The sequence below is a fragment of the Candidatus Formimonas warabiya genome, assembly GCF_002777255.1.
GTDB classification, from domain to species: Bacteria; Bacillota; Dehalobacteriia; order Dehalobacteriales; family Dehalobacteriaceae; genus Formimonas; species Formimonas warabiya.
On the sequence record NZ_CP017634.1, the window covers coordinates 4,487,172 to 4,511,025 of the forward strand.

General features: G+C 44.2%; 21 protein-coding genes. 11 read left to right on the forward strand and 10 right to left on the reverse strand.

Annotation, left to right across the window (positions count from 1 at the left end):
* Nucleotides 1-4 precede the first annotated feature (4 nt).
* The 7 genes from DCMF_RS20345 to DCMF_RS20375 all read left to right on the forward strand — a co-directional run bounded on the left by DCMF_RS20345 (nucleotide 5) and on the right by DCMF_RS20375 (nucleotide 6,190).
* A complete protein-coding gene (locus DCMF_RS20345; protein WP_214658767.1) occupies nucleotides 5-466 on the forward strand; it encodes a MarR family winged helix-turn-helix transcriptional regulator in 462 nt (153 codons plus the stop codon).
* 635 nt (nucleotides 467-1,101) lie between these two features.
* Nucleotides 1,102-1,377 carry a heavy metal-binding domain-containing protein gene (locus tag DCMF_RS20350; protein ID WP_148136122.1) on the forward strand — a complete coding sequence of 92 codons (276 nt, stop codon included), beginning with the start codon at nucleotides 1,102-1,104 and terminating at the stop codon, nucleotides 1,375-1,377.
* Between the two features lie 226 nt (nucleotides 1,378-1,603).
* Nucleotides 1,604-2,902 (forward strand): SPFH domain-containing protein, encoded by a 1,299-nt coding sequence (locus DCMF_RS20355; RefSeq protein WP_148136123.1) that lies wholly within the window; start codon nucleotides 1,604-1,606, stop codon nucleotides 2,900-2,902.
* Between the two features lie 30 nt (nucleotides 2,903-2,932).
* Nucleotides 2,933-3,649 (forward strand): hypothetical protein, encoded by a 717-nt coding sequence (locus DCMF_RS20360; RefSeq protein WP_148136124.1) that lies wholly within the window; start codon nucleotides 2,933-2,935, stop codon nucleotides 3,647-3,649.
* Nucleotides 3,650-3,699: 50 nt separating this feature from the next.
* On the forward strand, nucleotides 3,700-4,386 hold the full coding sequence (locus DCMF_RS20365) for a TFIIB-type zinc ribbon-containing protein (RefSeq protein ID WP_148136125.1): 687 nt from the start codon (nucleotides 3,700-3,702) through the stop codon (nucleotides 4,384-4,386).
* A gap of 173 nt (nucleotides 4,387-4,559) precedes the next feature.
* Nucleotides 4,560-5,429 carry a MerR family transcriptional regulator gene (locus tag DCMF_RS20370; protein WP_335582357.1) on the forward strand — a complete coding sequence of 290 codons (870 nt, stop codon included), beginning with the start codon at nucleotides 4,560-4,562 and terminating at the stop codon, nucleotides 5,427-5,429.
* Nucleotides 5,430-5,515: 86 nt separating this feature from the next.
* On the forward strand, nucleotides 5,516-6,190 hold the full coding sequence (locus tag DCMF_RS20375) for a methyltransferase family protein (protein WP_148136126.1): 675 nt from the start codon (nucleotides 5,516-5,518) through the stop codon (nucleotides 6,188-6,190).
* A 77-nt stretch (nucleotides 6,191-6,267) separates the two neighbouring features.
* On the opposite strand, the gene DCMF_RS20380 is transcribed toward DCMF_RS20375, so the two are convergent.
* From DCMF_RS20380 to DCMF_RS29350, 4 genes are all read right to left on the reverse strand, one after another.
* The gene (locus tag DCMF_RS20380) at nucleotides 6,268-8,346 is read right to left on the reverse strand and encodes a sigma 54-interacting transcriptional regulator (RefSeq protein ID WP_236860075.1); all 2,079 of its coding nucleotides are present in this window, start codon (nucleotides 8,344-8,346) and stop codon (nucleotides 6,268-6,270) included.
* A gap of 203 nt (nucleotides 8,347-8,549) precedes the next feature.
* Entirely contained in the window at nucleotides 8,550-9,359 is an 810-nt protein-coding gene (locus DCMF_RS20385; protein WP_148136127.1) for a 4Fe-4S dicluster domain-containing protein, read from the reverse strand.
* 1 nt (nucleotide 9,360) lies between these two features.
* The gene (locus tag DCMF_RS20390) at nucleotides 9,361-11,937 is read right to left on the reverse strand and encodes a molybdopterin-dependent oxidoreductase (protein WP_148136128.1); all 2,577 of its coding nucleotides are present in this window, start codon (nucleotides 11,935-11,937) and stop codon (nucleotides 9,361-9,363) included.
* A 59-nt stretch (nucleotides 11,938-11,996) separates the two neighbouring features.
* Nucleotides 11,997-12,143, reverse strand: coding sequence for a zinc-ribbon domain-containing protein (locus tag DCMF_RS29350; protein WP_214658768.1), 147 nt, complete (start codon nucleotides 12,141-12,143; stop codon nucleotides 11,997-11,999).
* A gap of 827 nt (nucleotides 12,144-12,970) precedes the next feature.
* Between DCMF_RS29350 and DCMF_RS20395 the strand changes: the two genes are divergently transcribed.
* A complete protein-coding gene (locus tag DCMF_RS20395; RefSeq protein WP_148138002.1) occupies nucleotides 12,971-14,107 on the forward strand; it encodes a GGDEF domain-containing protein in 1,137 nt (378 codons plus the stop codon).
* Nucleotides 14,108-14,227: 120 nt separating this feature from the next.
* Here the strand turns inward: DCMF_RS20395 and DCMF_RS20400 are convergent, their stop codons facing one another.
* From DCMF_RS20400 to DCMF_RS20425, 6 genes are all read right to left on the reverse strand, one after another.
* Entirely contained in the window at nucleotides 14,228-14,440 is a 213-nt protein-coding gene (locus tag DCMF_RS20400) for a hypothetical protein (protein ID WP_148136129.1), read from the reverse strand.
* A 101-nt stretch (nucleotides 14,441-14,541) separates the two neighbouring features.
* Nucleotides 14,542-16,449, reverse strand: a complete 1,908-nt coding sequence (locus tag DCMF_RS20405; protein WP_214658769.1) for a RiPP maturation radical SAM C-methyltransferase — start codon at nucleotides 16,447-16,449, stop codon at nucleotides 14,542-14,544.
* A gap of 158 nt (nucleotides 16,450-16,607) precedes the next feature.
* A complete protein-coding gene (locus tag DCMF_RS20410) occupies nucleotides 16,608-16,805 on the reverse strand; it encodes a hypothetical protein (protein WP_148136131.1) in 198 nt (65 codons plus the stop codon).
* A gap of 78 nt (nucleotides 16,806-16,883) precedes the next feature.
* Nucleotides 16,884-17,894 (reverse strand): radical SAM/SPASM domain-containing protein, encoded by a 1,011-nt coding sequence (locus DCMF_RS20415; protein WP_148136132.1) that lies wholly within the window; start codon nucleotides 17,892-17,894, stop codon nucleotides 16,884-16,886.
* A 16-nt stretch (nucleotides 17,895-17,910) separates the two neighbouring features.
* Nucleotides 17,911-19,350 carry a hypothetical protein gene (locus tag DCMF_RS20420; protein ID WP_148136133.1) on the reverse strand — a complete coding sequence of 480 codons (1,440 nt, stop codon included), beginning with the start codon at nucleotides 19,348-19,350 and terminating at the stop codon, nucleotides 17,911-17,913.
* A 162-nt stretch (nucleotides 19,351-19,512) separates the two neighbouring features.
* Nucleotides 19,513-19,728 (reverse strand): response regulator transcription factor, encoded by a 216-nt coding sequence (locus DCMF_RS20425; RefSeq protein ID WP_214658770.1) that lies wholly within the window; start codon nucleotides 19,726-19,728, stop codon nucleotides 19,513-19,515.
* A 310-nt stretch (nucleotides 19,729-20,038) separates the two neighbouring features.
* Between DCMF_RS20425 and DCMF_RS20430 the strand changes: the two genes are divergently transcribed.
* The 3 genes from DCMF_RS20430 (at nucleotide 20,039) to DCMF_RS20440 (ending at nucleotide 23,779) form a co-directional block, all read left to right on the forward strand.
* Nucleotides 20,039-20,416 (forward strand): BlaI/MecI/CopY family transcriptional regulator, encoded by a 378-nt coding sequence (locus tag DCMF_RS20430; protein WP_148136135.1) that lies wholly within the window; start codon nucleotides 20,039-20,041, stop codon nucleotides 20,414-20,416.
* Entirely contained in the window at nucleotides 20,416-23,370 is a 2,955-nt protein-coding gene (locus DCMF_RS20435; RefSeq protein ID WP_148136136.1) for a M56 family metallopeptidase, read from the forward strand. Before DCMF_RS20430 ends, DCMF_RS20435 begins: the two co-directional genes overlap by 1 nt.
* 172 nt (nucleotides 23,371-23,542) lie before the next feature.
* Entirely contained in the window at nucleotides 23,543-23,779 is a 237-nt protein-coding gene (locus DCMF_RS20440) for a hypothetical protein (protein WP_148136137.1), read from the forward strand.
* Nucleotides 23,780-23,854: the final 75 nt, after the last annotated feature.

The following is a 23,854-nucleotide window of genomic DNA, read 5'->3' on the forward strand; positions in this document are numbered from 1 at the left end:
GTCTATGGATACATTAAATCCTGATCTGGATAAGTCTAAAAAAATATTGGAGCTGTTCCGTTCTGCCCGAAAAAATTTTCGAGAGTTATTTATTAAGAGCAATCAACAACATCAGCTGACAGAATCGAAACTATTGCTTATATCGGAATTAAGGGATACTCCTTTTATCACTTTGCAAGAATTAAGTAAACGCTTATTTCTGGCAAAAGGGACTGTAAGCAGTATCGTCACCCAACTGGAGGAGCAAGGTATTGTAATTCGTGAAATTCCTAAGGATAATCGGAGGATTGTAAAATTATCGCTGGCACCTGGTTATGCTGAAATGATAAACAATAACCTGGAGTACTTTGAAAATTTAGTTAATAATACGGATCCTGAGGATGTTGATAGGATACTCGAAGGTCTCCAAAAACTTTGTGAGCTTCTTGAAAAGAGGGAATCACGGGGTCTGGATCGTCCCTTGTGATTTTGGATTACATATCCCTACATTCTCACTTGCATCAAAAATTTGATAATTTACTTTGTATAAAAAACAGAGGCCTTTTGGTTAATTGAAGCATCTAACCAAAAGGCCTCGATATTTTAAAGGCGTTTATCGTGTCAGGAGGCCATATTCTCTCCCGCACATATAACACCTTGTTTTCCTGCTGATAAGTTAGGTTCCTTTTGCAGATTCCAGACTTAGACTGACATATAACACAATAAAAAATGCAGCTAGGTATATGTCTATACCTTCCATATGAACATCTCCATTCTTGTCATCCGATCAATTTCATCTTTCGTGTATAATATTAAGTTAAAAAAATTACAATTATGTTTCAAAAAAATGAACTATTTGTTAACAATTTCGGTAAATATATGGGCCGAATCATGGAATCATAGGGGGTGGTCCTGATGATGACACCAAATGGATTCAATAGGACCATCCCCGTAATTCACACGTCCCCGTGATTCCCTCTGAACATTTTTACCCTCTAAAAACTGATTAGTGACAAGGGATTTGTTACTACGTCTCCATAAATTAAATATTTTCTTTCAAGGAGGAATAACCGTGCTTATGTCGAAAAAGGAAGCAAAAGGAAATATTTGGAGGTGCTATAGATGGGCTTTTTTGGGGCCGGGAAGGAAAAGATTGATATTTCACACATTATGGTAACAACAACCGAAAATATACCTGGGAAAAAATATGAAATAATTGGTCCTGTGGGAATTTTAGAGCCAATTCCTTTGAAACATAAAGCTATGGATGAAATAAAAACGAATGCCGCTGAAATGGGAGCAGATGCTATCGTCACATTCCGTATTTTATTCCATCATGTTGAAAGGACTGAGAATTTTTATTTTTGTTACGGGACTGCTGTAAGATTTATTGACTAACTTTGGAAACTTCTCTTGATGGAAGGTTCAAGAGAAGAGACAAGATGACAGAGGTTGTAACAAAAGTCCGGACTGAAAGGTTCGGGCTTTTGTTGTCGGAAAATGTCGAAATCTTAGACAAGGAAATTGGGAAAAAATGTTGAATCCAATAACTAATTTGGACAAGAAGTGTTGTGTATAAACGATATCAGCAATGAATATTTTTGAATACAAAGAGGTGTGATAAATGGCCATTATTGAGGTTGTAAAGTATAATGGAACTCCCGATGTTTTTGTCTGGAAATATCCGAGTGAAGAATTAGGTACATGGACGCAACTTATTGTAAATGAGTCACAAGAAGCGATTTTATTTAAGGGTGGCCAGGCACTCGATGTGTTTCCCAGTGGAAGGCATACATTGGAGACCGCAAATATTCCAATTTTGAATAATTTGATAAACCTTCCGTTTGGTGGACGTTCGCCCTTTGCTGCTGAGGTCTGGTATATTAATAAGGCATTTTCTTTGGATATCAAGTGGGGAACTCCCACTCCTATTCAGCTTCAAGACCCAAAATACAAGGTGTTTATTCCTTTGCGGTCATTTGGTCAGTTTGGTATTCAAATTGACGATTCCAAGAAGTTTTTGGTCAAGCTGGTTGGCACTCTTTCTGCATTTACCAAGGACGATATCACAAAGTATTTCAGAGGCCTCTATTTAACAATAGTTAAGGATGCTATTTCGTCGTATCTTGTCCATGAGCAGATTAGTTTGTTAGAAATAAACGCCCATCTTGAAGAATTGTCTGAGTGCTTGAAAGTGAAAATGCTTCCCATATTAGCTGAATACGGTATTAAGCTGATTAATTTTTATGTGAACGATATTAACGTACCAGAAGATGATTCTGCAGTAATCAAGCTTAAAGAAGCTTTGGCAAAACGTGCCGAGATGGATATTGTCGGTTACAGCTATGTTCAGGAGCGCTCTTTCGATACGCTTGAGGGGGCTGCTACCAATCCGGGTTCCGCTTCTGCCGGGCTTATGGGGGCTGGAATGGGACTTGGGCTTGGTGTGGGAATTGGCGGTGGTATGGGTACGCAAATGGGCGCTATTGCGAATGCTATTAATACCACTTATCAGCAGAAGAATTGCCCGAAATGTAATGCTGTTATGGAAAAGGAAAAGCGTTTTTGCAGTGATTGCGGATGTGATACGTTAAATTATGAGCAATCAAAAGGACCCAAAGTGATAGTCTGCAGTAACTGTGGTGCTTCGTATACCTTAGGTGTGAAATTTTGCCCGGAATGCGGTAATGCATACAATCCTTGTTTAAAATGCCAAGCAGACGTAAAAAAGGGTACAACGGTATGTTCGGTATGCGGTGTTTCGATGCCGAAAGTATGCCCCAACTGCGGAGGAACAATCGAGAACGAAAAAACTAAGTTCTGCCCGGAATGCGGAACATCACTCGTTAAAAAATGTCCCAATTGTAATACAGAAATAAAAGGGGACCCGAAGTTTTGCTCCGAATGTGGATGTAAATTATAATTATTCATCTGGGGGAGGAGGCGAAATGGGATGAGTAATAAAGGGAAAGTGCTTTCCATACTTGGTATCGGATTGATCGTATGCGCGGTTACATGGGTAGCATTTTTGGTCGGCTATACCAATGAGCAGAAAGACACTCTCGATTATGTGGCATTGACCTTTGTTTTAATAGCAGAAGTAGTTCTGTTTTCAGGCTTGATTTTAATACTGCATTATCAGGATAAAATGAGCAAAGTATTGGTCACTGGAGGCCTTATTTCTACCTTATTGCTTTATTGGGCAGGGGCAACTATTATTTCTTTGCTTTCAAAAACATTGTTTGAAAATAATATGGGAGGTTTTGTTACTACTCAAGTTTTTTTGTGTGCCGTTGCAGCGATTATCCTGATTTCTTTGTCTGTATTTGCATCCAGCATGAAGGTTAAAGACAATAGAATAATTAATTCGGGCGTGATATTGCAGGAGAGCGAGAATAGGCTATTTTTGTTAAAAACAGATACTCAATATGATGACTTTGCGGAGTGTCTCAACAAGTTGTATGAGGAATTGAAGTTTAGTGATAAAACGATGTCTTTGGCAAGTAAAGAGCAAGAAATAAACACAAATATTATTGAACTTTGCCATGAGCTAAAAACGAATAAAAACAACATATCAAAACAAGAAATTGATGCCAAAGTAAATGATATTATTTTGTTAATTAAAGGACGCAATATGTCTGTTAAGCAAGCTAAGCAGGGAGGCTTTTAACCGGGTCCACTGCACGATTAGTCAAAAAAGTTTTAAAGGGAGAGAATACGATGGCGTCAAATAATGTAAAGTACCATCCCGAAAATGTCAACAATCAAAATTTGCTTAAGAATACAGAAATTAATTGGTGGTTATCTTGGCCAATGATTGTCGTTGCCTTTATTGTGTTTTGGCCAGTTGGTGCTTTTTTGCTTTTAAGAAGAATCAATATTGATAAAAAAACTGCTCTTATATCCGGAAAAGTGATCACAATAATAGGATGGGCTGGAATATCTCTGGCGGTACTTGGCTTTTTTGTGAGTATCTCTCAAGGTATAGGGAAGGATGACATTGGGGCTATTACATTCTTATTAGTTGCAGGCATAGTATTACTGCTTGTTGGAAAGAAGACTGTAAAAGATGCTGAAATGTACAAAAGATATATTGATATTGTTGTGAATCAGGAGATTACTTCAATTGATAATATTGCTGCGACCCTGAATGTTTCTTATGAATCGGCAAGGGAACATTTAGAAAGAATGATGAAGAAAGGCTATTTTGAGGGTGCTTTTATTGATGAATCAGCAAGGGAAATTGTCTTATCAAAGAAACAGTCTCAGGGTCATACTGAAAAAGGAACTGGATTGGCTGATCATATGGTAGTTGTTTTGTGCAAAAACTGCGGGGCAAATAATACAGTCGCAAAAGGTACCATTGGAGAATGCGAGTATTGTGGCTCCCATATAAGTGTAAAATAAAGGGATTATATATCAAAGGAAATCACAGGAGAATCAAGGGACGGTCCTAATGAGTCCAATTATTGGTATCATTAGGACCGTCTCTTGTGATTCCCGTCCTAATTCATGTTTTCAAGAATCAAGTTGACTCCACCCTTAGGGTGGGGTTTATAATAATCAGGAAGGGTGGGATAATGATGGAGAACCGAATTAAAATCGGCGATTTTGTAAAATTAACCGGTAGTACATTAAAAACCGTTCTCTATTACCATAAGATTGGTTTACTTCAAGAACCGGAGCGTTCTCCAGGGGGATACCGCTTATACGGACCTGCGGAGTTAACTCGTATGCAGGTAATAAAACATGTAAAATGCCTGGGATTGGATCTGAAGCGCACCAAAGAAATCTTGGGAGATATAAACAACCATAAAACCTTGCGGGAAGTCTTACAATCTTTGCACGCCGAACTTCTAAGCGAGAAAAAAAGCCTTGAAGAAAGAATAGGGAAAATTGAAGACTTGCTGAGTGAAGATACAGTTCCCCTGGACGAGGATAGTTTCGTATCTCCTTCTTTTCAAATGATTATGGAGATACTGGGAACGGATCAAATCGAAAAATATGCCCGAACCTGCCCGGAACTCTTTGATCAGCACCGGAAAGTGTATAGCATCTTGGATGATTTCCAGTGGGGTGAGGATTACCGGGAAACGTTTCGGGCCCTGGCAGAGTTTTTTAAGGCACATCCCAAAGAATATCAAATCTCCTTAGATTATGGGATGCGGCTTGCCAGGCTGGCCCAACTGTCGGAAGATGATCCGGAGGTTGAAGCTCTGGCCCGTGAATCTGCCGAGTTTATCAAAAGTATGCCTCAATTATTAGAGATATTAGGCAAACAAGCGGGAATAAAAAAACCTCTTGCAAGCTTATATAATGGCATGGTGGCGAAGGTCGTCTCGCCGGCCCAGGCGAAGCACGGGCAACTTCTCCAACAATATCTTGCTTCAGAGACTGACAAAGCAGGCGATTGTGAACCCCCGGCTTTGTTAAAGGATCATAAAAGATAGCCGGCAAATTGTTGAGGAGGGAGGGAAAGGATATCTCCAGATTTATTTATCCGGAAGATCCCAGACAAAATTAGGAGGTAATTTTCATGGAAGATAATACTAAACTGTCAAAGCAAAAAGCCTTTCTTGTGCCGATAATAATTTTGATTGTACTGGGCGGTGTCTTATTTGTGCCCGCAGGTTCGTTACGGTTTTGGGAGGCATGGATTTTTTGGTCGGGATTCTCTGCCCTGACGCTTTTTATTACGGTCTATTTTCTCAAAAAAAGCCCCGAACTTTTGTCGAGACGAATGCAGTATAAAGAAAAGGAAACTACGAGAAAACCTCCCGCCTTCTTAAACTTATGTTTCCTCTGTTACGTAATACCAGGCCTTGATTTTCGTTTTCATTGGTCGACTGTACCGGTTTGGCTTGTTATTGCCGCGAATGCCATTGTTTTTCTAGGGTATATATTTATTATCTTAGTTTTTAAGGAAAACAGCTATGCTTCCACGATTATACAGGTCGAGAAAGAACAACGGGTTATCACAACCGGTCCCTACGCCATCGTCCGCCATCCGATGTACCTTGGGCTTATATTAATGATATTGTTCACCCCTCTTGCGCTTGGTTCTTATTGGGCCATAATACCTGCTCTTCTCTGTATCCCGATGAATGTATTTAGGATAAGAGGCGAAGAAGAAGTGCTCTTACGAGAGTTAACGGGGTATAAAGATTATTGTTTAAAGACACGTTACCGTTTGATCCCATTAATTTGGTAAACAGAAACACGGGGACGGTCCTAATGTTTCCATTGTCGGAAACATTAGGACCGTCCCCGTGTTTCTGTTCCTTGAGCCTATTCAAATTTAATGTCGTATTCTTTTAGCTTCCTATATAATGTAGTTCTCCCCAGACCTAAAATCCGGGCCATTTCCATGGTATTATTTCTTGTATATGCCATGGCATCCTTAATCGCCATCTTCTCTAATTCTCTAATTGACAGCAAATGCTTATTTATGTTGTTTGGGGCGTAATTATAGATTAATTCATCCGGTAAATGACTAATTTTGATCATGCCATCCTGGGCCATATTTACCGCATATACCATCGCATTCTCCAATTGCCTGACATTACCCGGCCAGCTGTATTCCACAATTTTTTTATAGGCTTCAGGGCTGATTTCCGGGACCTTACATTTGATTTTTCTGCTGATTTCCTCAATAAAATGCTTCGCCAGCAAGATGATATCATCTCCTCGATCCCGAAGAGGGGCAATAGGAATTTTAAATATGGATAGTCGGAAATAAAGGTCCTCCCGAAAACTTTTTTCCTGAACCATCTGGTAAAGGTTTTTACTGGTAGCGGCTACTACCCGGAAATCCACGGGAATATAGCTGTTGCTGCCGAGCCTCATTACCCTTTTATCTTCAAGAACCCTTAACAACACCGGTTGAATTTCAATGGGCATATCGCCAATTTCATCTAAAAAGAGGGTCCCCCCGTTTGCCAGCTCAATTTTTCCCGGGCGGCCTTTGCGTTCGGCACCGGTAAAGGCTCCGGCTTCATAGCCAAACAGTTCGCTTTCAATCAGGTTCCTCGGCATTGATGCGCAATTGATTGCGACAAATGGGCCTTCCGACCGGTACAGGTTATGAATTGCCTGAGCAAACAGTTCTTTGCCTGTACCGCTTTCTCCGTTTAACAGTATATTATAAGGCCTCTTCCCGACATGCTTGGCAACCTTCATGGCTCTTTCCAGAGCGGGACTTGTTCCAATAATGTCTTCAAATGTATACATTGCCCTGGCACCGCCCCGGTGAGCGATTAAGCGGTCCACTTTTTCTGTGCGCACGAAACGGATCACAGCACCTTTAGGTACTTCTTCCTGCCCGTCCAGGACAGGTTTCACATTCATGAAAAATTGCCGTTCGGTTTGTTCATGGGCTATGGTTGTTTCAAAATCCTGCACCGGCTTTCCTCCCTGCAGGACCTGTGCTACCAGCAGGATTTGTTCCGGTTTCATTAATTCCCTAAAGTCTCTCCCGGTCACATCATGAGGGGGTATGCCGAAAATCTTTGCGCCTTCTTTATTGATATGGTTGATCTGTCCTTCTTTGTTTACGGTAACAATTCCTTGATCCACAAGGGATAAGGTCGCTTCTAAAATACCGTTCATGATCCTGAGGCTGTAGTTCTGTTTTTTCGTTTTGAGCAGGTTTTCAATCGCATAGCCCATGGAGATGACCCAGCCCAGCGAATGGGACTGCATATCCTGCAGGTCTTTTTTGGCTAACATTTGCACGACCACCAGGGTACCGATGACATCACCGGATTCATCCAGGATGGGGGTTGCAGAGCTGATATTATCCTGTAAGACAATGCAATAGTTATACGGTCCGATTAACTGTACCGGCTTACGGTGGTGGATGCATAAGGCGTGGGCTGTTGTGCCGACTAATTCCTCGCTTAAAATAACAGAGGGCCGGACATCAATTTTGGCAAAGGATTCAATTTCTTTTTCAGATCCTTCCACCAACAAGATCACTCCATGCTCGTCCGTTAAACACATAAGGTAATCGGATGCCGTTAACAAGGGGATAAAGTTCTTAATATAGGCAGAGGTGGTCTCGATCAATCTCTTCTTTTCTTTCATCAGTGCGGAAAAGTCTTTGGGATTTAAATAAAAACCCAAAGACTCCATGTAGGGGTTTACCTTACAGTTCCGGGAACGAATCCAGGATTCGGCAACTTCCGGGTAGATGCAGGATGAAGTCCTGGGGTCTTTATGATGGGACAGAAACTGGTTCTTGCATTCCTTGATATCATCCCAGATACTCGTATCCACATTTTTTAACGGCTGGAAAATACAATCAAAATCTGCATTATTACCGGATTCTGTCTGGTTATTCTGATCATATGTAAGGATATCGCTCACCCAAACCACCTCATAACAAATATCAACTAGTCGGGCCTTATATCCTGAAATGTCCAATGATGTTATAAATAGGTATTCTACAACGAATGAAATTTTCCTTTTAACAGCGATATTTACCCCTCTTAAAATTAGAGATACCTGATCCTGTAAGACTGCTTTCCGCCTTCTTACAGGATCAGGCTTATTGCTTAAAGCGTGCGGCGCTATTTTGTCAAAGCGATATCCGGTACTTTGGTGCTTTCCTGAAGGTTGATGCCGGGCATGGTGAAATCCTGATACCCCTCTTTGCTGACTTTCAGCGAGTATGAACCAACCGACAGTTTTCTGAACCAATAATCTCCGAAATGATCGGTGGTTTCCCTCATGACCGCGCCAGTTACCTCGTTGGTTAAAGTAATAACCGCTCCGGAAAGGCATTCATCCAGCTCCGGATCATAGACTTCACCGGCAATAAAAAGCTTGGGCAAATTCAGGTAATATACCCTGGGCTGAAGGCCATATTCCGGTTTCATCACTTCTGCCTGTGCAATCAATTCTTTAAAATCACTTTCTTCTCCAAACTGCAGGGCTCCGGTGGCGCAGGCATCCACACATCTGGGTTCTCTGCCTTCATCCACCAGGTGGGCACAGCCGGTACATTTTTGGGGAAGCTGGGAATCCTCGTTCCAATAAATCGCGTCATAGGGGCAAACATCTACGATTTGCTGCTGTCCCTTTGCCTTTTGCGGATCGATGATCACCAAACCATCCTTGCGTTTGTAAACGGCTTTATCTTTGGCCACTTTGATGCACGGCGCATCGTCACAGTGCATACAGGGGGCGGCCACATACTCCAGCTTCACTTTCGGTACCTGTCCATGTACCTTTTCATGCACCTTCATCCAAAAATGACCGGTATCCGGCTGCGGTTTGGCATAGGGTGTCCAGTCATTGTCCACGTGTTCGTCTTTACAGACCAATTGACAACTGTAACAACCATTGCATTTGGCGACATCGACGATAAATACCTTCATTTTATTTGCCCCCCTTAATCCAGGAATCAATGATCAAGCCGGCATCGGGATGGTATTCTCGGGCGAAGGACGCCGGATGCTGCGCTTTTATTTCTTCGATGTCCACTTTTTCCACCCCGATCAGGAATCCGCTGGTCACTTCTCCCGAACAGTTTTTAGAGGTGGTCTCACTGGGGCAGATCAGGTTATTGGCTCCCCCCCGGTCCATCTTTCCTGCGACGATGGGATCCAGGCGGGCGCCATGATCCTGGTAGATTACGCCGGGCATAATCCTTTCCGTAACGTAAGCTCCGCCAAGAACGGAACCGCGATCATTAAAGATCCGGACGATATCCCCGTCCTGAATACCCAGCGGTTTTGCATCCAACGGGTGGATCCAGACTGGCTCGTATAAATATCCGTCCGGACCTTTCACCTTGCAGGTGGGAATTTCCCGCAGCCAGGTTACATCATCCAAATTGGCATGCACCCGCCAGCGGGGATGATTGGAAATAATGAGAAAGGGGTATTTCGCGGATTTGGGATGAAGCAGGCTTTCCTGATGGGTTTCTCCAAAGGGAATCCAGTGGGGAACCGGAGGCCGTTCTTGATCATGGGGGAAGTATTCGGCTAAACCCATGGAATAGAACTCCAGTTTTCCCGTAGGTGTCTGTAAAGGATTCCCTTCCGGGTCTTCGTTGAAGGGGGCAAATCCTGCCGGATCATCCTCCCAGCCGTCTGCAGTGGGAACGATATAATATTCTTTTTTTCTGAATTCTTCATAGCTGAGCCTGTCTGCTACACCGGATTGTTCAAAACCGGCTTTGATCCAGTCCGCGATGGATTTACCCTTGGTATACTGTTCATAGAGACCAAGCCTTTTGGCGACCTCACAGACGGCTTCATAATCGCTCTTGGACTCTCCCACAGGTTCCACACACTGTCCTTCATAGAAAATGTGATTGAACTGTCCGCTGAACATATCGACAGAAATGTCTTCTTCCTCCAGTTTGGTATTGATGGGAAGAATGATGTCGGCAAACAAGCAGTCATTTTCCATCCAGGGATGCTGGGCAACCACACATTCAACCTTCGGTGAACGCAGCGCCTGGATCATTTTGTTGCCGCCGGTCCAGCACGTGGTCCAGCAGGGCGTATCGGTCCAGATCATGTGGATTTCCGAACCGCCGTCGGGTGCAGGGTATTGATATTTGATAAACTGGTCTTCCCTGGGGAATCCGGCCAGGGTGGTGCCATACCAGGTAATGGGTTCATCACTGAGAATGGCGGTGGGAATCAGGGTTTTGGGAATGAACTGTTTCGGAAGGGTAAAGAACCAGCCCTGATAGGCTCCCCCGGTATTGGGAATTACTTCTGACCTGGGATGGGGCACCTGATTTTCCATACTAAAAAGGCCCCACTCGATCATTTTCAGCTGGTTCCGGCCCGGTTTGCCCAAACCCTGCATAGCCAGCAGGCAAACTTCCAACCGTCCCGGTTCTGAAGCATAAGTGGACCGGATATAAGATCCGCCGTTACAGTGGGCGATCGTCGTCGCTTGAGCCGCCCACTCCCGGGCCAGTGCCTTGATGGTTCGGGAGGGCACACCACAGATTTCCGCCGCCCATTTGGGTGTTTTCGGGATGCCGTCTTCTTTCCCCAGTACGTAATCGGCAAACTGATCAAAACCATGGGCATGGGTGGCAATATATGCTTGGTCATAGGTGCCTTCAGTAATCCAAGTATATGCGATGGCAAGCTGCATCGCGGCATCTGTATTCGGTTTGACCGGAATCCATTTATCCGCATGAACAGCGGCACCATAGTTGACATCTGGACAAATATAGATAGATTTAATGCCGATTTCCGTAAACCAGTAGCTCAAGCGGCTGGCTTGCTGCCCCGACCAGCCCCAGGGTGTGGTTTCCGGGTCGCAGCCCCAGAACAAGAGCAGATTGGTATGATCGGAAATATCTTTCCAGAGGTTGGTTTGTGTCCCCTGTCCCACGGGATCCTGCCCCCAAACATGTTTGGCACCCCAATACCAACCTTCCCAGCTGTCCGGGTTACGGGCCTGTATCGTATAGCCGCCCAGCAATTCCAGCAAAGCGGTTTGACAGCCATGAGGACCATGTACGGATTTTGTTTCGCCATGGCCATCCGCCTGGGCCAGAACGGAACACGGCCCATAGGTACTTTGAACCCGTTTCAGTTCTTTGGCGATTAATTCAGCAGCTTCATCCCAGGAGATGCGCTCGAACTGGCTGAGGCCACGGTTCTGGGGATTGCGTTCCCCATCAGGATCCCAGTCCACCCTCTTCAGGGGATAGGGAATCCGGTTGGGAGAATAAACCCTCTTTTTATATACCATGCTGAATGGCGGCAATAATGATTTCATGGTCGGTTCGAATACCTTACCGCGGGCCTTTAACTTCCAGGGCTTCATTTCTTCAGGCTTGTATTCTTTGTCAAATCTGAATGGGCGTATGCGAACGATTTTTCCATCCTTTACATCCACTTCCGCCGAGTTTGATCCGATGCCGAATCCGCACCAGCCAAGCCCTTTGATATAGGTTTTTTCCTGATTATGGCTTTTCAACCTTCTCCCTCCTTACCACAATTCATAATGGTGATTATGACAAGATCTAGCCCTGTTTCTTACACCTCCTTGCCGGATGCAGAGCTTTCCTGTTCTTTCGTAAGATCAGCATTACACTTGCTGCACTCTTTATTTGTGCCGGGATTTAGCGCTCCGCACTTGGGGCATTTAATTGGTTTTTTAACATTGGGTGGTCTAAAACACATCTGACTACCTCCTATGATTTCGTGATTTTCTGACGCACAGATAGAAATTAGCAAAATATATGCCAATCCCCGGATAAGGGCGAAATCCTTATATTGAGCCATTCAGCCAGGCACATGGGGCGCTTTAAATTTCCAAAACAGAACCGGATTTCCTATATGGAAATCCGGCAATGTGGAATCATGGAATCTTACAGGGGACCGTCCCCGTAATTCCGTGAGACCGTCAAAATAGCAAATATTGAATATTGTGCAATATCCAACGAGGGGTTTATACTATTAATGAATATCAAGGGAAAAGGGACAATTGGCCAATATGAGTACGGTATTTGCCTTATTTTCTTTAATATTAGGCCTGATCGTTTGGGCCAGGCGTTTTATTGTGCAGGGGATGTTAAGTCATAATAAGACTTTATTGACATGCTCTTTTTTGTTCCTTCTATACCTGGTCAATACCCAGGCATTGTCTCAATCCCTATTATTTAAAATGCAAAGCGGTACTTGCGTTTTCTCAGTTTACCGCCTTTTTGCCTATTCGAATCATTTCATTATTTCCCCGGTAATCATTTTTCTCTTCAGTAGGATGATTCCCATCCTCCATGTCAGGGGGACAGGTCCCTTGACATAAATTTTTATGTTTTTGTTAAATATATAATTTGTTTTGAACTAAAAATCATTTAGGGACAGATTATGGAACACTCTAGCGAAAAAATAAAGAGAAGAAAAATTAAGAGTTTGTTATAATAAAACAGGAGGTAAAGCCTTGAAAAATAAAGCTTTGAAACTTGATGTGCGTGCATCTTTTTATGAAATTAAAAGCGGGTGAACCTATGAGTGTGTTTTTGCGCATAGATATCAATATCGTTGCAATCGTTTTACTAGGAACAGTAGTATTAATTGCCTATAATCGTCTGGATAAACAGGATAAATTGAATAAAGTTTTTTTAAGCACGTCTTTGATCATTTTACTTGAAACTTTTTTTGAAACAATAACATGTATCATTAATGGAAGACCTGAACAGTGGTTGATTCCGGTTTCTGTATTTTTGCATCTGTGTTTATTTATTACTGCTCCGATTTTGACTTACTTCTGGTATATTTTTATTTCCAGCTGGGTAGTTCCGAGTAATGCCATCTCGGGAAAAAAGCATATCCTATTACTAATTCCTGTTGTGTTCAATTTTATTATTACTGTCTTATCACCAATGTATAATTTAGTGTTTTTTATTAACAGTTCAAATATATATCACCGGGGACCCCTATTTATCATTTCAGCAGGGATCATCTATTTTTACCTCATCTATAGTTTTGGACTGATTTTCAAACAAAAGAAAAAAATTGTGAAACAGGAGTTTCTTCCTCTTATTATTTTCGGCATTCTTCCCATAATTGGCGGATTGCTTCAGACACTCTTTTACGGTGTGCTTCTTATGTGGAGCACTTGTGCATTTTCCCTTGTGATTGTGTATAATTTTTTGCAGCAGAGAATGATTCATTTAGATTATCTGACCGGTGCTTGGACAAGAGGATCTTTTGACTACTATATTTCGCAAAGAGTAAAACAGAAAGGCAATGATAAATTTGGGGTTGTTATTATTGATTTAGATGGGCTTAAGCAAATTAATGATGAATATGGACATTTTGAAGGGGACTGTGCCATAAAAACCACAGTAGTACTAATTAAAAGTGCCTTAAGAAAAACCGATATTGTCGCCCGCTTCGGTGGGGATGAATTTATTATCATTTTGGATTGTGAATCACAAGAAGGATTAGAAAAAACACTTGAAAGAATTAACTTTCGTTTTATGCAGTATAATATAGGATCTAAAAAGAAGTACAAACTGGAGTATAGTTTGGGAGCGGAGATTTTCGATTCAAGGTATCATAGCATTGAAGAGTTATTGCATCATGTTGATAACCTTCTGTATAACAATAAAAAGAAGAAAAAGTCATGTGCCTTTTCATAGAAGCATGTCATGGGGACAGGTCCCTTGACAATCTTTGACGGAAAAGCTGCAGCTATGTTTGGACGAACCCAAGAATTGCAAGAAAGATAATAATGTCAAGGGACCTGTCCCCATGACATGCTAAAATATTTCCGGTACGTCAATTGGTTCCGGCTGGGGACGGCATACACCGCAAAAAAGAGCATTGGAGACGACGATGGCTTTGGGTGTCTGTTTTTCTCCGGGATAAACAGTTACAATAGAAGGCATTTCTGAGGCGTGTTCCTTGCATATGGCGCGGCCGCAAAATTTACAAATTCCGTGGGCCGGTTTGTCACATTTCCAACACTGCACGTTTCATCTTCCTTTCTGAATCTTACCCTGCAAGTATTCTAGGATCATTGTCTGTGCAAAAGCACTTCCATTACGAAGGGGTTTGTACGACTATGCTGCTGTCATCCACACAGCATTTGGACCAGCTTTGAGGTGCCATACTCAGCCAGAATTTCCCCATCGTTAGCAAGGCTGAGATAACGCTCCCCCTCACTGATCATAAAGCCAAGTTCTTTAAGCTGTTCAAGACAATCCGACAAAACAGCATCACCAGGATAGTCTGAACCCATTTTTTCCTTTGTCTTTTGAGCAATATCCGAAAACCGAAGATCACTGTCGCAGGCTGTCATGGATAACATCTGTAATACATCCAGTTGGGTGCGGGCTTCCCTGCGGATGGGCCGGGTATCGTAAATGATTCCCCTTCCATTTGTTTGCCGCTCTATAAAAAGTAAGGGCGGTTCTTTTCTTTTCCAATACTCCTTCCAATTCTCCAACTCCTTCTTTACCCCATCCAGATATCCCGGTGCCGGTATGATGTTTTCATCCACCTGATAATCGAACCGGTAAGCCAATTTGTCCAAATCTTCCTGCTTAAAAGGATAGATAAACCTATACGCTTCACATGCGGTAACTTTTTTGATGCCCCATTTATCCCGGTCATTAAATAAAGGGCTGAAACGCTGCAGGAGTATCGGAGTAATAGCTTCAGGGGGCTGAAAGTGGGTGATGAGCGGGACTAATGCGGCCATCCGTTTATAGCTTTCGGTATCTTCGCCCGGGAAGCTGTGCAGAAAGTTCCACCCCGGCTGAACGCCATATTCCCTTGCCCACTTCAGCAATCTTACCGTCTGAAGCATCATTGTTCCCTTTTTCATAAACTTAAGCATCGCTGTATCCAGACTCTCAATGCCCGGCTGCCAATATCTTGTGCCTGCTCTTTTTAGAGTCAGTATCTGCTTCCGGCTCAGGTTGGATTTCGTTTCCACAAATAAGCCCTTCAATTTGTTTTCTTGTTTACCCAGTGCGGGCAATAAGCTATTAAAAAACCCGGGAGGAATATTGTTGTCGATTAGCCTTAAATCGAAGGTACCATGACGGGAAACGGCATGATTTATTTCCTGCAACGCCCTCTGGGGGCTTTTACACCTGTATTCCACAGACTGGCGGTTTAGGCCGCAGAAAGTACACTGGGACTTGGCACCCCACCAGCAGCCCCGGGAGAATTCAAGAGAAACCGGCACCCTACCAACCAGGTCGGGAGCCTGTTCCCTTACCGCCATAAAGTAATCATCCAAGTCCGGATAAGGGAGGGCCTCCATATCCCTCACGCAGCCTGATCCCTGGTATATCAAGCGACCCTTTTGACAGGACGCCATACCTTCGATGCCCTCAGTGGTTTCCCCCTTTTCCCATGCCTTGATCGCCCGGGGAAAAGATATGTCCGCATCTCCGCTGAAAACCCAGTCCACAAAGGGAAACAAAGACAAAATAGCCGTGCCCATTTCTCCTTCGCAATTGGCGCCTCCAAAGGCAATGATTTTTTCCGGCCAAAAATGTTTGATGCGCTTGGCTAGGGCCAGGGAAGCGACCTGCTGACTGAAAACCGAGGTAAAGCCAATGATATCATAATTTCCCCAATCAACTGAATCTAGGCAGGCATCTGAAAACAAGCCGGCCCCCTTACGCAGGTCGGCTAAATGATCCATTAATGTTGGAAGTTGACCGGTACGCTGGCTGGCTGCCAAAAAAGAGCGAATTCCTTCCGTACCGCCCCGCTTGCTCTGGGCCCATTCCGCACCAAAAAGCTCCTTTCCGAAGACCCATTCCCCGGAAAACCAATATTCAGAGATTTCATCATATACTGCGGGGTCAGCAACATATTTACGATAGGAAATATTGAAGTATCGAACATCACAGGAGATGCTGTTTTCTGACAGGGCAGCCTTTAATACGCTAAGTCCCATAGAGGGAAACCTGGCACTGGCAAAAGGCATATTGATCAGAAGTACTTGGGTTATTATGCTCACTCGCAATACAATAGATTAAGATGGCTGTAAAACGGCTGTAAGGCTTTTCCGGCAGTTGGAAAGCTTCCTCTAAGCTGCCCCTTGAAAAAGATTTGAGCAGCCAAGCTATCGGTGTTAAAATATCCTGGCTGCCACAAAAACACGGACCTAACCAATTGTTATAGGGTGATAACAGAAATCTTAGATTCTCTTTCTCCTGCCTCTTCACCAAAGTTCAGGTTCTGTGCCTCGTCTGCAGACAGGGTGATGCCGATGGAAGCAGCAGCCTTCACCGGATCCTTTTCCAATTCAACGCGGAAAGCGTCATCCTCAAGGGACTTGATGGCGAGCTTTTTCAGTTCATCTTTGGACGCCATTCTTTTTCACCTCCTTTATCGGCTATTAAATATAGGGAAAGATAGCGACCAGCTGGAGATCACCTTAACACCGCCAGGCTACTCGAAGATGGTTCGAATCTCTTCCCCCAACAAATTGCCAAACATTTTTTTCACCCGCTCCTTACGCCAGACCTGGGCAGCCAGAGGCTCAACTTTTTCAAAGGCAGGGTGGGTGAGAACCATCCGGCATAAGTCACAATAGCTCACATACCCTTCCCGGGGCAGTTGATGACCGGCTTGCTCATAATAGGGGACGAAAAAAGATGGCCCCTTTTCTCTGAGCATATGCATGAGGGAACCGTGTCTCATTTTTTCAAAAAGTGCCCGCAGGCCTTCCTTTTTGGCGTTTCCCATGACCAGGCGATGAGTCCAGCACGCCCCGCAACAAGGGAAGGTGGTCCCATCAGGAAGCACAGCCAGCATGAGGCCGGTGGGACAAGGCTGGCCGGGAATACCGCTCTCATAAAACAAATCGCCGGGAGAAAGCATCGTTGAGGCGCTTCCCTCCGGATAACAGGGTATTTCCTGAACGACCACCGACCGGTTCAGCAGCAGGTCGCCCAAATCCGCCAGCACGTCCGGCAGGCGGCGGGTTTTTTTGGTGACGACACATTTGATTTGATAGCTTAAACCTGTTTCACAGCAGGCTTGTATGGCCTTCCGGACGGTGGAAATTGGAATATGCTCCTGATGAAAATCATCAAAGCTGAAGCAGAGGGAACTGAGACCTGCTTCCTTAAGCTCACCGGCCAAGCGCCGGGCGCTTTCAAAGTCTTTGCCCCAGAAGCCATTGGACATGCTGCCGATTTCCCGCGCCCCCTTTTGCCGGGCATAACGGATAACCTCCAATATTTCCGGGTAGCGGAGGAGCGGCTCTCCTCCGGAAAAGCGCACAAAAAAACCCATCTTTTCTGCAGCAGAGATCTCCGCCATTTGATTCACGTAACTAATGGCATCCTTTAATGGCATATCCTTTCCTGACTTCATCAGATCCTTATGGCCAAGTAAGCAATGCCGGCAAGGGATATTGCATTTCTCAGTAACCAGTAATGTAAGACTGATATTCATCGGCTGCTCCTTTCATTTAGGAATGTAGATGGTATTCCACGACTGCTCCCACGTTTACTCCCCTTCGGAGCAACCTAAACTTCCAAATGGCCGTAACCAGGGCAATGGTCACCGAAACAGATAAAATCTCAAGCACCATACGAGGATGCAAGATGGCTTCTCTGGCGATGTGCGCAAAAGTATGCTCCCAAAGATGCAGCCCTGCGTAGATCATATACGCTAATCCCAAAACCGCAACGGAGCCATAAATCAGGTGCGCATAATCCCATCTCGTCCAGGGTTCCCGTTTGACCAGCTTCAACCACATTTCTTTTTTGACAAAGGCCAGGGACTCCGCCCGCAGGCGCGGTCGTTCCAGCCAATCCTGGATGATATAATGGCCGTCGGTTTCCACGATGGGAATGAGATTGCACACAAATATCAAGCTGTTGACAAATCCCGCATGCATAAAAAGGTTTTCATGGATGCTTTCAGGGATGATCCAAGCCAGGATCAGAAATATGCCGCCGATAACACCATTGGCACAGGGGCCGGCAAAGGATGCTGCCATCCGGGGTCCCCGATTTTTCATCCAAATATCTGTCGTATCCACATAAGGGAGGGGAGAGCCATACATGACCAGAACGCCGCCCCGGATCACCTTTCTTTTGTAATGCTTGACCGTTAACCCATGGGCGTTTTCGTGGATAAAAACGCTCAGATAATAAATGATCATCATGGCGATCACATCATGGGAACCAGGCTTGGCAAGGAGAATCATGCTTTCATGTTTGATAAACATGAAATGGGAGCTTAGTCCCAGGTCGACAGCCAGCAGTAAAAAAATCAGGATCAAGATGGGTTTGGAGAAAAAAATGAATCCCATTCCCTCATAAAGACGCTTAAAATATGTATCTGCTTTCCCACTGGAAAATCTTGAGTGTGTAATGAAGGTAATGGCTTGTTTAAAGCGTGAAGAGGCCCTGTTTTGTTTCAGGTGAGCGCTTACGATTGCATAAACGGGAGCCGGCTTATCAAGCAGGAAGCCCTTTTTTTTGAGAAGCTCCAAAAAATTGGCGATTACTTTCTGTCCCATCTGACCAAAGGCGGAAATATACTCAATATTTAAGTCCTTGACAGTATTTTTGCCGTCTATGAGGTTCCATAAGAACAATCCCTCTTCTCCCAGGGAGAGATACTTGTCGTTAAGACAGTTGCGTAGCATATAGGTGGTTTTTCCGGCGCTTGTTTTTAATTGCGCAATTTCTGTTTCTGTTATTTTCCCGGGCCGGTAAAGAGCCGGATTGGTACGCTGCCGGACCAGCTCCCATACGTTAAAAGCACAGCCTTTCCCGGGTGAATCATCAGTCTCCCCGGCGCTCAGCTGTCCGTCAGACTGCTCAATATCATCCTGAAGCAGGACTTTAGATTGTAGGTATGTCCAGATGGAACTTGGCTTGGTATCAACAGACTCCATAAATTCCTCCAGATTGAGATAAAAATCCAGCCGCCATTGATGGGCAAATCAGACATATTCTGACGTTTTTAGTCTAACATGTAATAATATCCAAATAATACTGTACGAAAGTACAGTCTTTGTAAAAAGAAAACCGGGTTTTCCCGGCTTCATCCTACAAAACTATTCCGCTAAATCTATTAAGCCCAACTGGCTGGTATAGGCAATTACCTGGACACGATTTCTCATATGGAGTTTTTTCAGAATTTCCCCCATATGATATTTAACGGTCCGCTCTGTGACATAAAGTTTGCCAGCCACTTCTTTATAGGTCTTGCCCTGCGCAACTAAACTCAATATCTCCATCTGCCGTTCAGTCAGGATTTGATTTTCCTCCATTTCTTTATCCTCTTTCCCCCATGGCTCGATACTCCTCCGGAATGATGAGGTCCCATCATTTAACCCCTTCCGGTTATCTACCATTCATGGGCAAAAATATTTCAACTAAGTCCTGTTATTTTTATTATAACTTTTCCTACTTAACCACGACTTAACGGGTGGTTAAAAAAAGTAAAATTTTTAAATGTCAGAAAAAAATGTCAGGGGGACAGGTCCCTTGACATAGCAACATAAGTATTGACAATTTTGGATTACATATGTAATATATAAATAGACTTACAAATGTAATCCAAAGGAAGATGATTGTGGCATGAAAACAATTCCCCAAATATCGGAATCCGAGCTGGAAGTGATGAAAATACTCTGGGCCCTTGGGCAGGCAACAAGTGCACAGATTATCGAAAGACTGACGCAAACGACAGAATGGAAGCCTAAAACGATTCACACCCTGATTACCCGTTTGGGGGCAAAGGGCGCGATCAAGGCGGAAAATACGGGAAGCAAGGCTTTTATCTATTTTCCCCTGGTCAGTGAGGGTGAGTTTAAGTCTTTTGCCAGCCGTTCTTTTTTAGAAAAGATTTATAATGGCTCCTTGAATCTGATGCTGGCTACTTTTATCAAGGAACAAAAGATATCCAAAGAAGAAATAGACGGTCTGAAAAAGTTGCTGGATGAGGAGGAATCATAATGGCAGAGATCTTTCAAGCCGTTTTTGCCGCTTCCCTTTCTGCAACGGTGGTTGGGCTGGTCCTTCTTATTCTAAAAGGGGTATTGAAGAACAGGGTTAATCCGAAATGGCATTATCTGCTCTGGATCGTGCTGGTCCTAAAACTGCTTGTTCCTTACGGCCCGGAAAGTGCGGTCAGTTTGTTCAACATGATGCCGTCCGTAACCCAGGATACCGATTTTACCCCATCCGATCCGGAGTCTTCTCAAGCAATCATGAATACGGATCAGGAAATGCCGCAGATTCCATCCGCCTATGCGGTCCAGGATACCTCTCCGGCTATTGTGCCGGTGGTAGAAAAGATGGTCCCCTACTTATGGTTTTTGGGGGCAATGCTGTTTTTGATTTGGCTGGTCTATACCAACTATTCATTACATAGAAAGCTTATCATGAGAGGAACTCCTGCACCTGAAGCAGTTAATCTGCTGGTCCGGGAATGCAAAAAGAAAATGGGAGTTGAGCAGAATATCGAAATTGTGATGCAGGATCTGGTCAGCACGCCGGCTCTTTTGGGGGTGATGAAACCGAAGATCCTGCTTTCTCCGGCAAATTTGCCCATCGGCGACAAGGCCCTTTCCTACATACTGCTCCATGAGTTGGCCCATTTTAAAAGAAAGGATTTGCCGGTGAACTATCTCTTACTTGTGCTGCAGGTCATGCACTGGTTTAATCCGGTCATCTGGTATTGTTTTAAAAGAATCCGCGAAGATATGGAAGTAGCTGCCGATGAGATGGTTTTAGACGTATTGGACAGGGAAGAGCAAAAGGCATATGGAAAGGCCCTGCTCTCTGTGCTGGAAAACTTCCATCCCCCGAGGCTTGTTCCGAAGCTGATCGGGATGGTTGATGACCGGAAAAATATCGAAAGAAGGATCAGAATGATCAAGATGGCGGATTTTTTCCAAAGCAAAAGAAGAATGGCTATCTGCACTGGGATCCTTTGTATCGTAATCCTTTGTGGCGTAACCTTCACAAATGCTTTGGCCAAACAAGCATCTTGTGCAATAGGAGATTATACCCTCAAGGTGCCGGGGGACTGGAAAGTAACAGGCAATCAAGGGGAACTGATCTTTGCCAAAGATAACATCTCCTTTGGAGGTGTGCAAATAGTTGATTATACGCCTGATCAACCCCTCTCTCTGCCCAATCATTCGGAAACGAAAAGCAAAAAGGATCTGGACGGATTGATCACTAAAGCGGTACTGGTCAATCTGGAGTTAACTCAACCGGCTGATGCTGAGGATATGGACCGGAAAAATGAAAATCACCTGTATTTAATTTTTACGGATCAAAATATGGCCTATGATATTTACGCCGATACCAAATTTGTTCCTGTATCCCAGCTGGTTAAAATCGGCAAAAGCTTTATGCCCGCAAAAGAGGAGGAAGGAATAAAAGCATACCAGGCAGATGTGCTTTGGAAACTGAAAACTGCTTATGTGGGGAACAACAGCAAGGTGGTCAACCTGATTGATCACCTGCCCTATGCCGATTTACGCCGGGAGGTTTCTCTGAAAACAGATTATAAGCCCTATGGAATTACAGTAAAATATGACTTTGCCCCGTCCGGTTTGCGTATAGGAACAATTGAAGGTGTGCTAAGAAACAATGCCGTCGTTTTGCTTGCCCTCATCGATAATGTGGATGATATTAATTTCCAGGTAAGCTTTTCGGGGGAGGAACGGAAGTACCACTATACAAGAATACAACTGGAGCAGGGCTTTCAGCAAGATTTGAGAGCGTACGCCAAAGACGTCAAGACATGGGAAACCTTCCTAAACAGCCTGGCGTTGCGGCTGCTTGTCTATCCGGAGAACTATACCATGGCTATGTCCAGTACTCCGGGCATTCGCATCCTGGCCCAATATGATGGGAGCGCAGACCGGGTGCAGTATTCCGCAACATATGGACAATTGCTCACCTGGGATAGCACTACCGGAAAGATAGCGGAGCGGGGACAAAAGGTTGAATTCCCTTATGACGGACTTGACCGTCCCGTCTATTGGACTCCTGGCTTCGATAATGCTTCATTAAAAGCGCCCGACAAAATTTCTGTGAAAACGGCAATTTTCCATGGGGACCGTGTGCTGGCAGAAAAACAGGTGCATATTGTACAGGAGCCATCCATGTTTTATCGGGTGGAAGCCTCGCCGGATCTGGTGCTTGATCTTGCTGCCCCCTTTCAATCTCAAAAGGCGGAAACCATTGACGAAGCCGTGAGCAGTGCCGTCAAAGGGCAAAAGGATCACTATGCCGAAGGAGAAGTTGCCACTGAGGGGCATATCATCCTTGATGTGGAAGAAAAGGAGGGATTGGTCACGGTATACACCCTGGCCAGTTTTAGCTGGTTTGGTTTTGAGGATGGAATATTTACATCTATCAGCGGCAGCGGAAGCATTCCCACGGTGATTTCCTTTTCCAAAAATGAAAGGGGCAATTATCATTTGGTCCAATACAAAGAGCCCATGGATGGAGCAGGTTATTCAGAATCGGTAAAGGAGATGTTTCCCAAGCAATTATGGGACCAGGTATTCAATAATAATCAATATCCTACTCTGGCCAGACAACAGGAAGATCAGGCAAAGCTATATCTTGACAGTATCGGCAGGAAGGCCCAAGTAAGCTCGGCAGTTGTTGAGAAAAAGCCGGCCCGGATCAATGTGGAGGCATCCAATAAGCTTTTTGCAGAATTAACCAAGTGGGATTCGGAACTGAACAAATTCCCCTATTGGCTGGGGACAAAAGAAATACTTGAGAATGGGGTCAGGTATCTTTATGAGACTTCCCAGAGCAAAACCGGTGACGGATTTGACCTGATTTCCTTTAAAAAGACTAAAGAAGACGGGACAGTTGTCAAAGAGTATCGCTATAAAATTGTCGGGAGCGAACCGCAATTGATTCACGGGGATCAGTAAGAGGTGTCTCTTGGACATTTTCTACCTGCCTTGCTGATCTGCCAACCTTAGGAGGGAGAATATGCTTAAAGTTGAAATCACTCTGTCCGCCCGGGAATTTCTGAAAGATATTACGGATACTATTTACCTTGGCCTTTTTGGCGGATGAGACCATGTTATTTTTATACCTGCCGTGTTTGTAGGTACACCGGTTGATCTGGCAAAGTATGAGAAGCATGAAACGGGAGGGATGACTGTTTATATACCGAAAGAGGGTATTTATGCGCCGGAAGGAGTTTTGATCCATTTCTCCCAGGAAAGCGGCACACCCCGCCTCAAGGTAGAGGGGTTGATAACCATTCCTTGTGTTACCGACTTTTACAAGGAGGTTATTACTACAAGTAAGGCCAGAAGGCTGCTGACGGAATAAGAAAAAGAGATCAGGCAATTTCAAGAGGGTTGATCCTGTCAAGGGACCTATCCCCATGACATATGTCAGGGGGAC

What these genes read in the sequence shown, in the direction of transcription:
- DCMF_RS20415 (WP_148136132.1), bottom strand. Translation starts at nt 17,894, where the DNA reads ATGAATATCAGTCTTACATTACTGGTTACTGAGAAATGCAATATCCCT.
- DCMF_RS20345 (WP_214658767.1), top strand. Translation starts at nt 5, where the DNA reads ATGGATACATTAAATCCTGATCTGGATAAGTCTAAAAAAATATTGGAG.
- DCMF_RS20385 (WP_148136127.1), bottom strand. Translation starts at nt 9,359, where the DNA reads ATGAAGGTATTTATCGTCGATGTCGCCAAATGCAATGGTTGTTACAGT.
- DCMF_RS20360 (WP_148136124.1), top strand. Translation starts at nt 2,933, where the DNA reads ATGAGTAATAAAGGGAAAGTGCTTTCCATACTTGGTATCGGATTGATC.
- DCMF_RS20425 (WP_214658770.1), bottom strand. Translation starts at nt 19,728, where the DNA reads ATGGAGGAAAATCAAATCCTGACTGAACGGCAGATGGAGATATTGAGT.
- DCMF_RS20420 (WP_148136133.1), bottom strand. Translation starts at nt 19,350, where the DNA reads ATGGAGTCTGTTGATACCAAGCCAAGTTCCATCTGGACATACCTACAA.
- DCMF_RS20430 (WP_148136135.1), top strand. Translation starts at nt 20,039, where the DNA reads ATGAAAACAATTCCCCAAATATCGGAATCCGAGCTGGAAGTGATGAAA.
- DCMF_RS20365 (WP_148136125.1), top strand. Translation starts at nt 3,700, where the DNA reads ATGGCGTCAAATAATGTAAAGTACCATCCCGAAAATGTCAACAATCAA.
- DCMF_RS20355 (WP_148136123.1), top strand. Translation starts at nt 1,604, where the DNA reads ATGGCCATTATTGAGGTTGTAAAGTATAATGGAACTCCCGATGTTTTT.
- DCMF_RS29350 (WP_214658768.1), bottom strand. Translation starts at nt 12,143, where the DNA reads ATGTGTTTTAGACCACCCAATGTTAAAAAACCAATTAAATGCCCCAAG.
- DCMF_RS20350 (WP_148136122.1), top strand. Translation starts at nt 1,102, where the DNA reads ATGGGCTTTTTTGGGGCCGGGAAGGAAAAGATTGATATTTCACACATT.
- DCMF_RS20395 (WP_148138002.1), top strand. Translation starts at nt 12,971, where the DNA reads ATGAGTGTGTTTTTGCGCATAGATATCAATATCGTTGCAATCGTTTTA.
- DCMF_RS20410 (WP_148136131.1), bottom strand. Translation starts at nt 16,805, where the DNA reads ATGGCGTCCAAAGATGAACTGAAAAAGCTCGCCATCAAGTCCCTTGAG.
- DCMF_RS20375 (WP_148136126.1), top strand. Translation starts at nt 5,516, where the DNA reads ATGGAAGATAATACTAAACTGTCAAAGCAAAAAGCCTTTCTTGTGCCG.
- DCMF_RS20370 (WP_335582357.1), top strand. Translation starts at nt 4,560, where the DNA reads ATGATGGAGAACCGAATTAAAATCGGCGATTTTGTAAAATTAACCGGT.
- DCMF_RS20435 (WP_148136136.1), top strand. Translation starts at nt 20,416, where the DNA reads ATGGCAGAGATCTTTCAAGCCGTTTTTGCCGCTTCCCTTTCTGCAACG.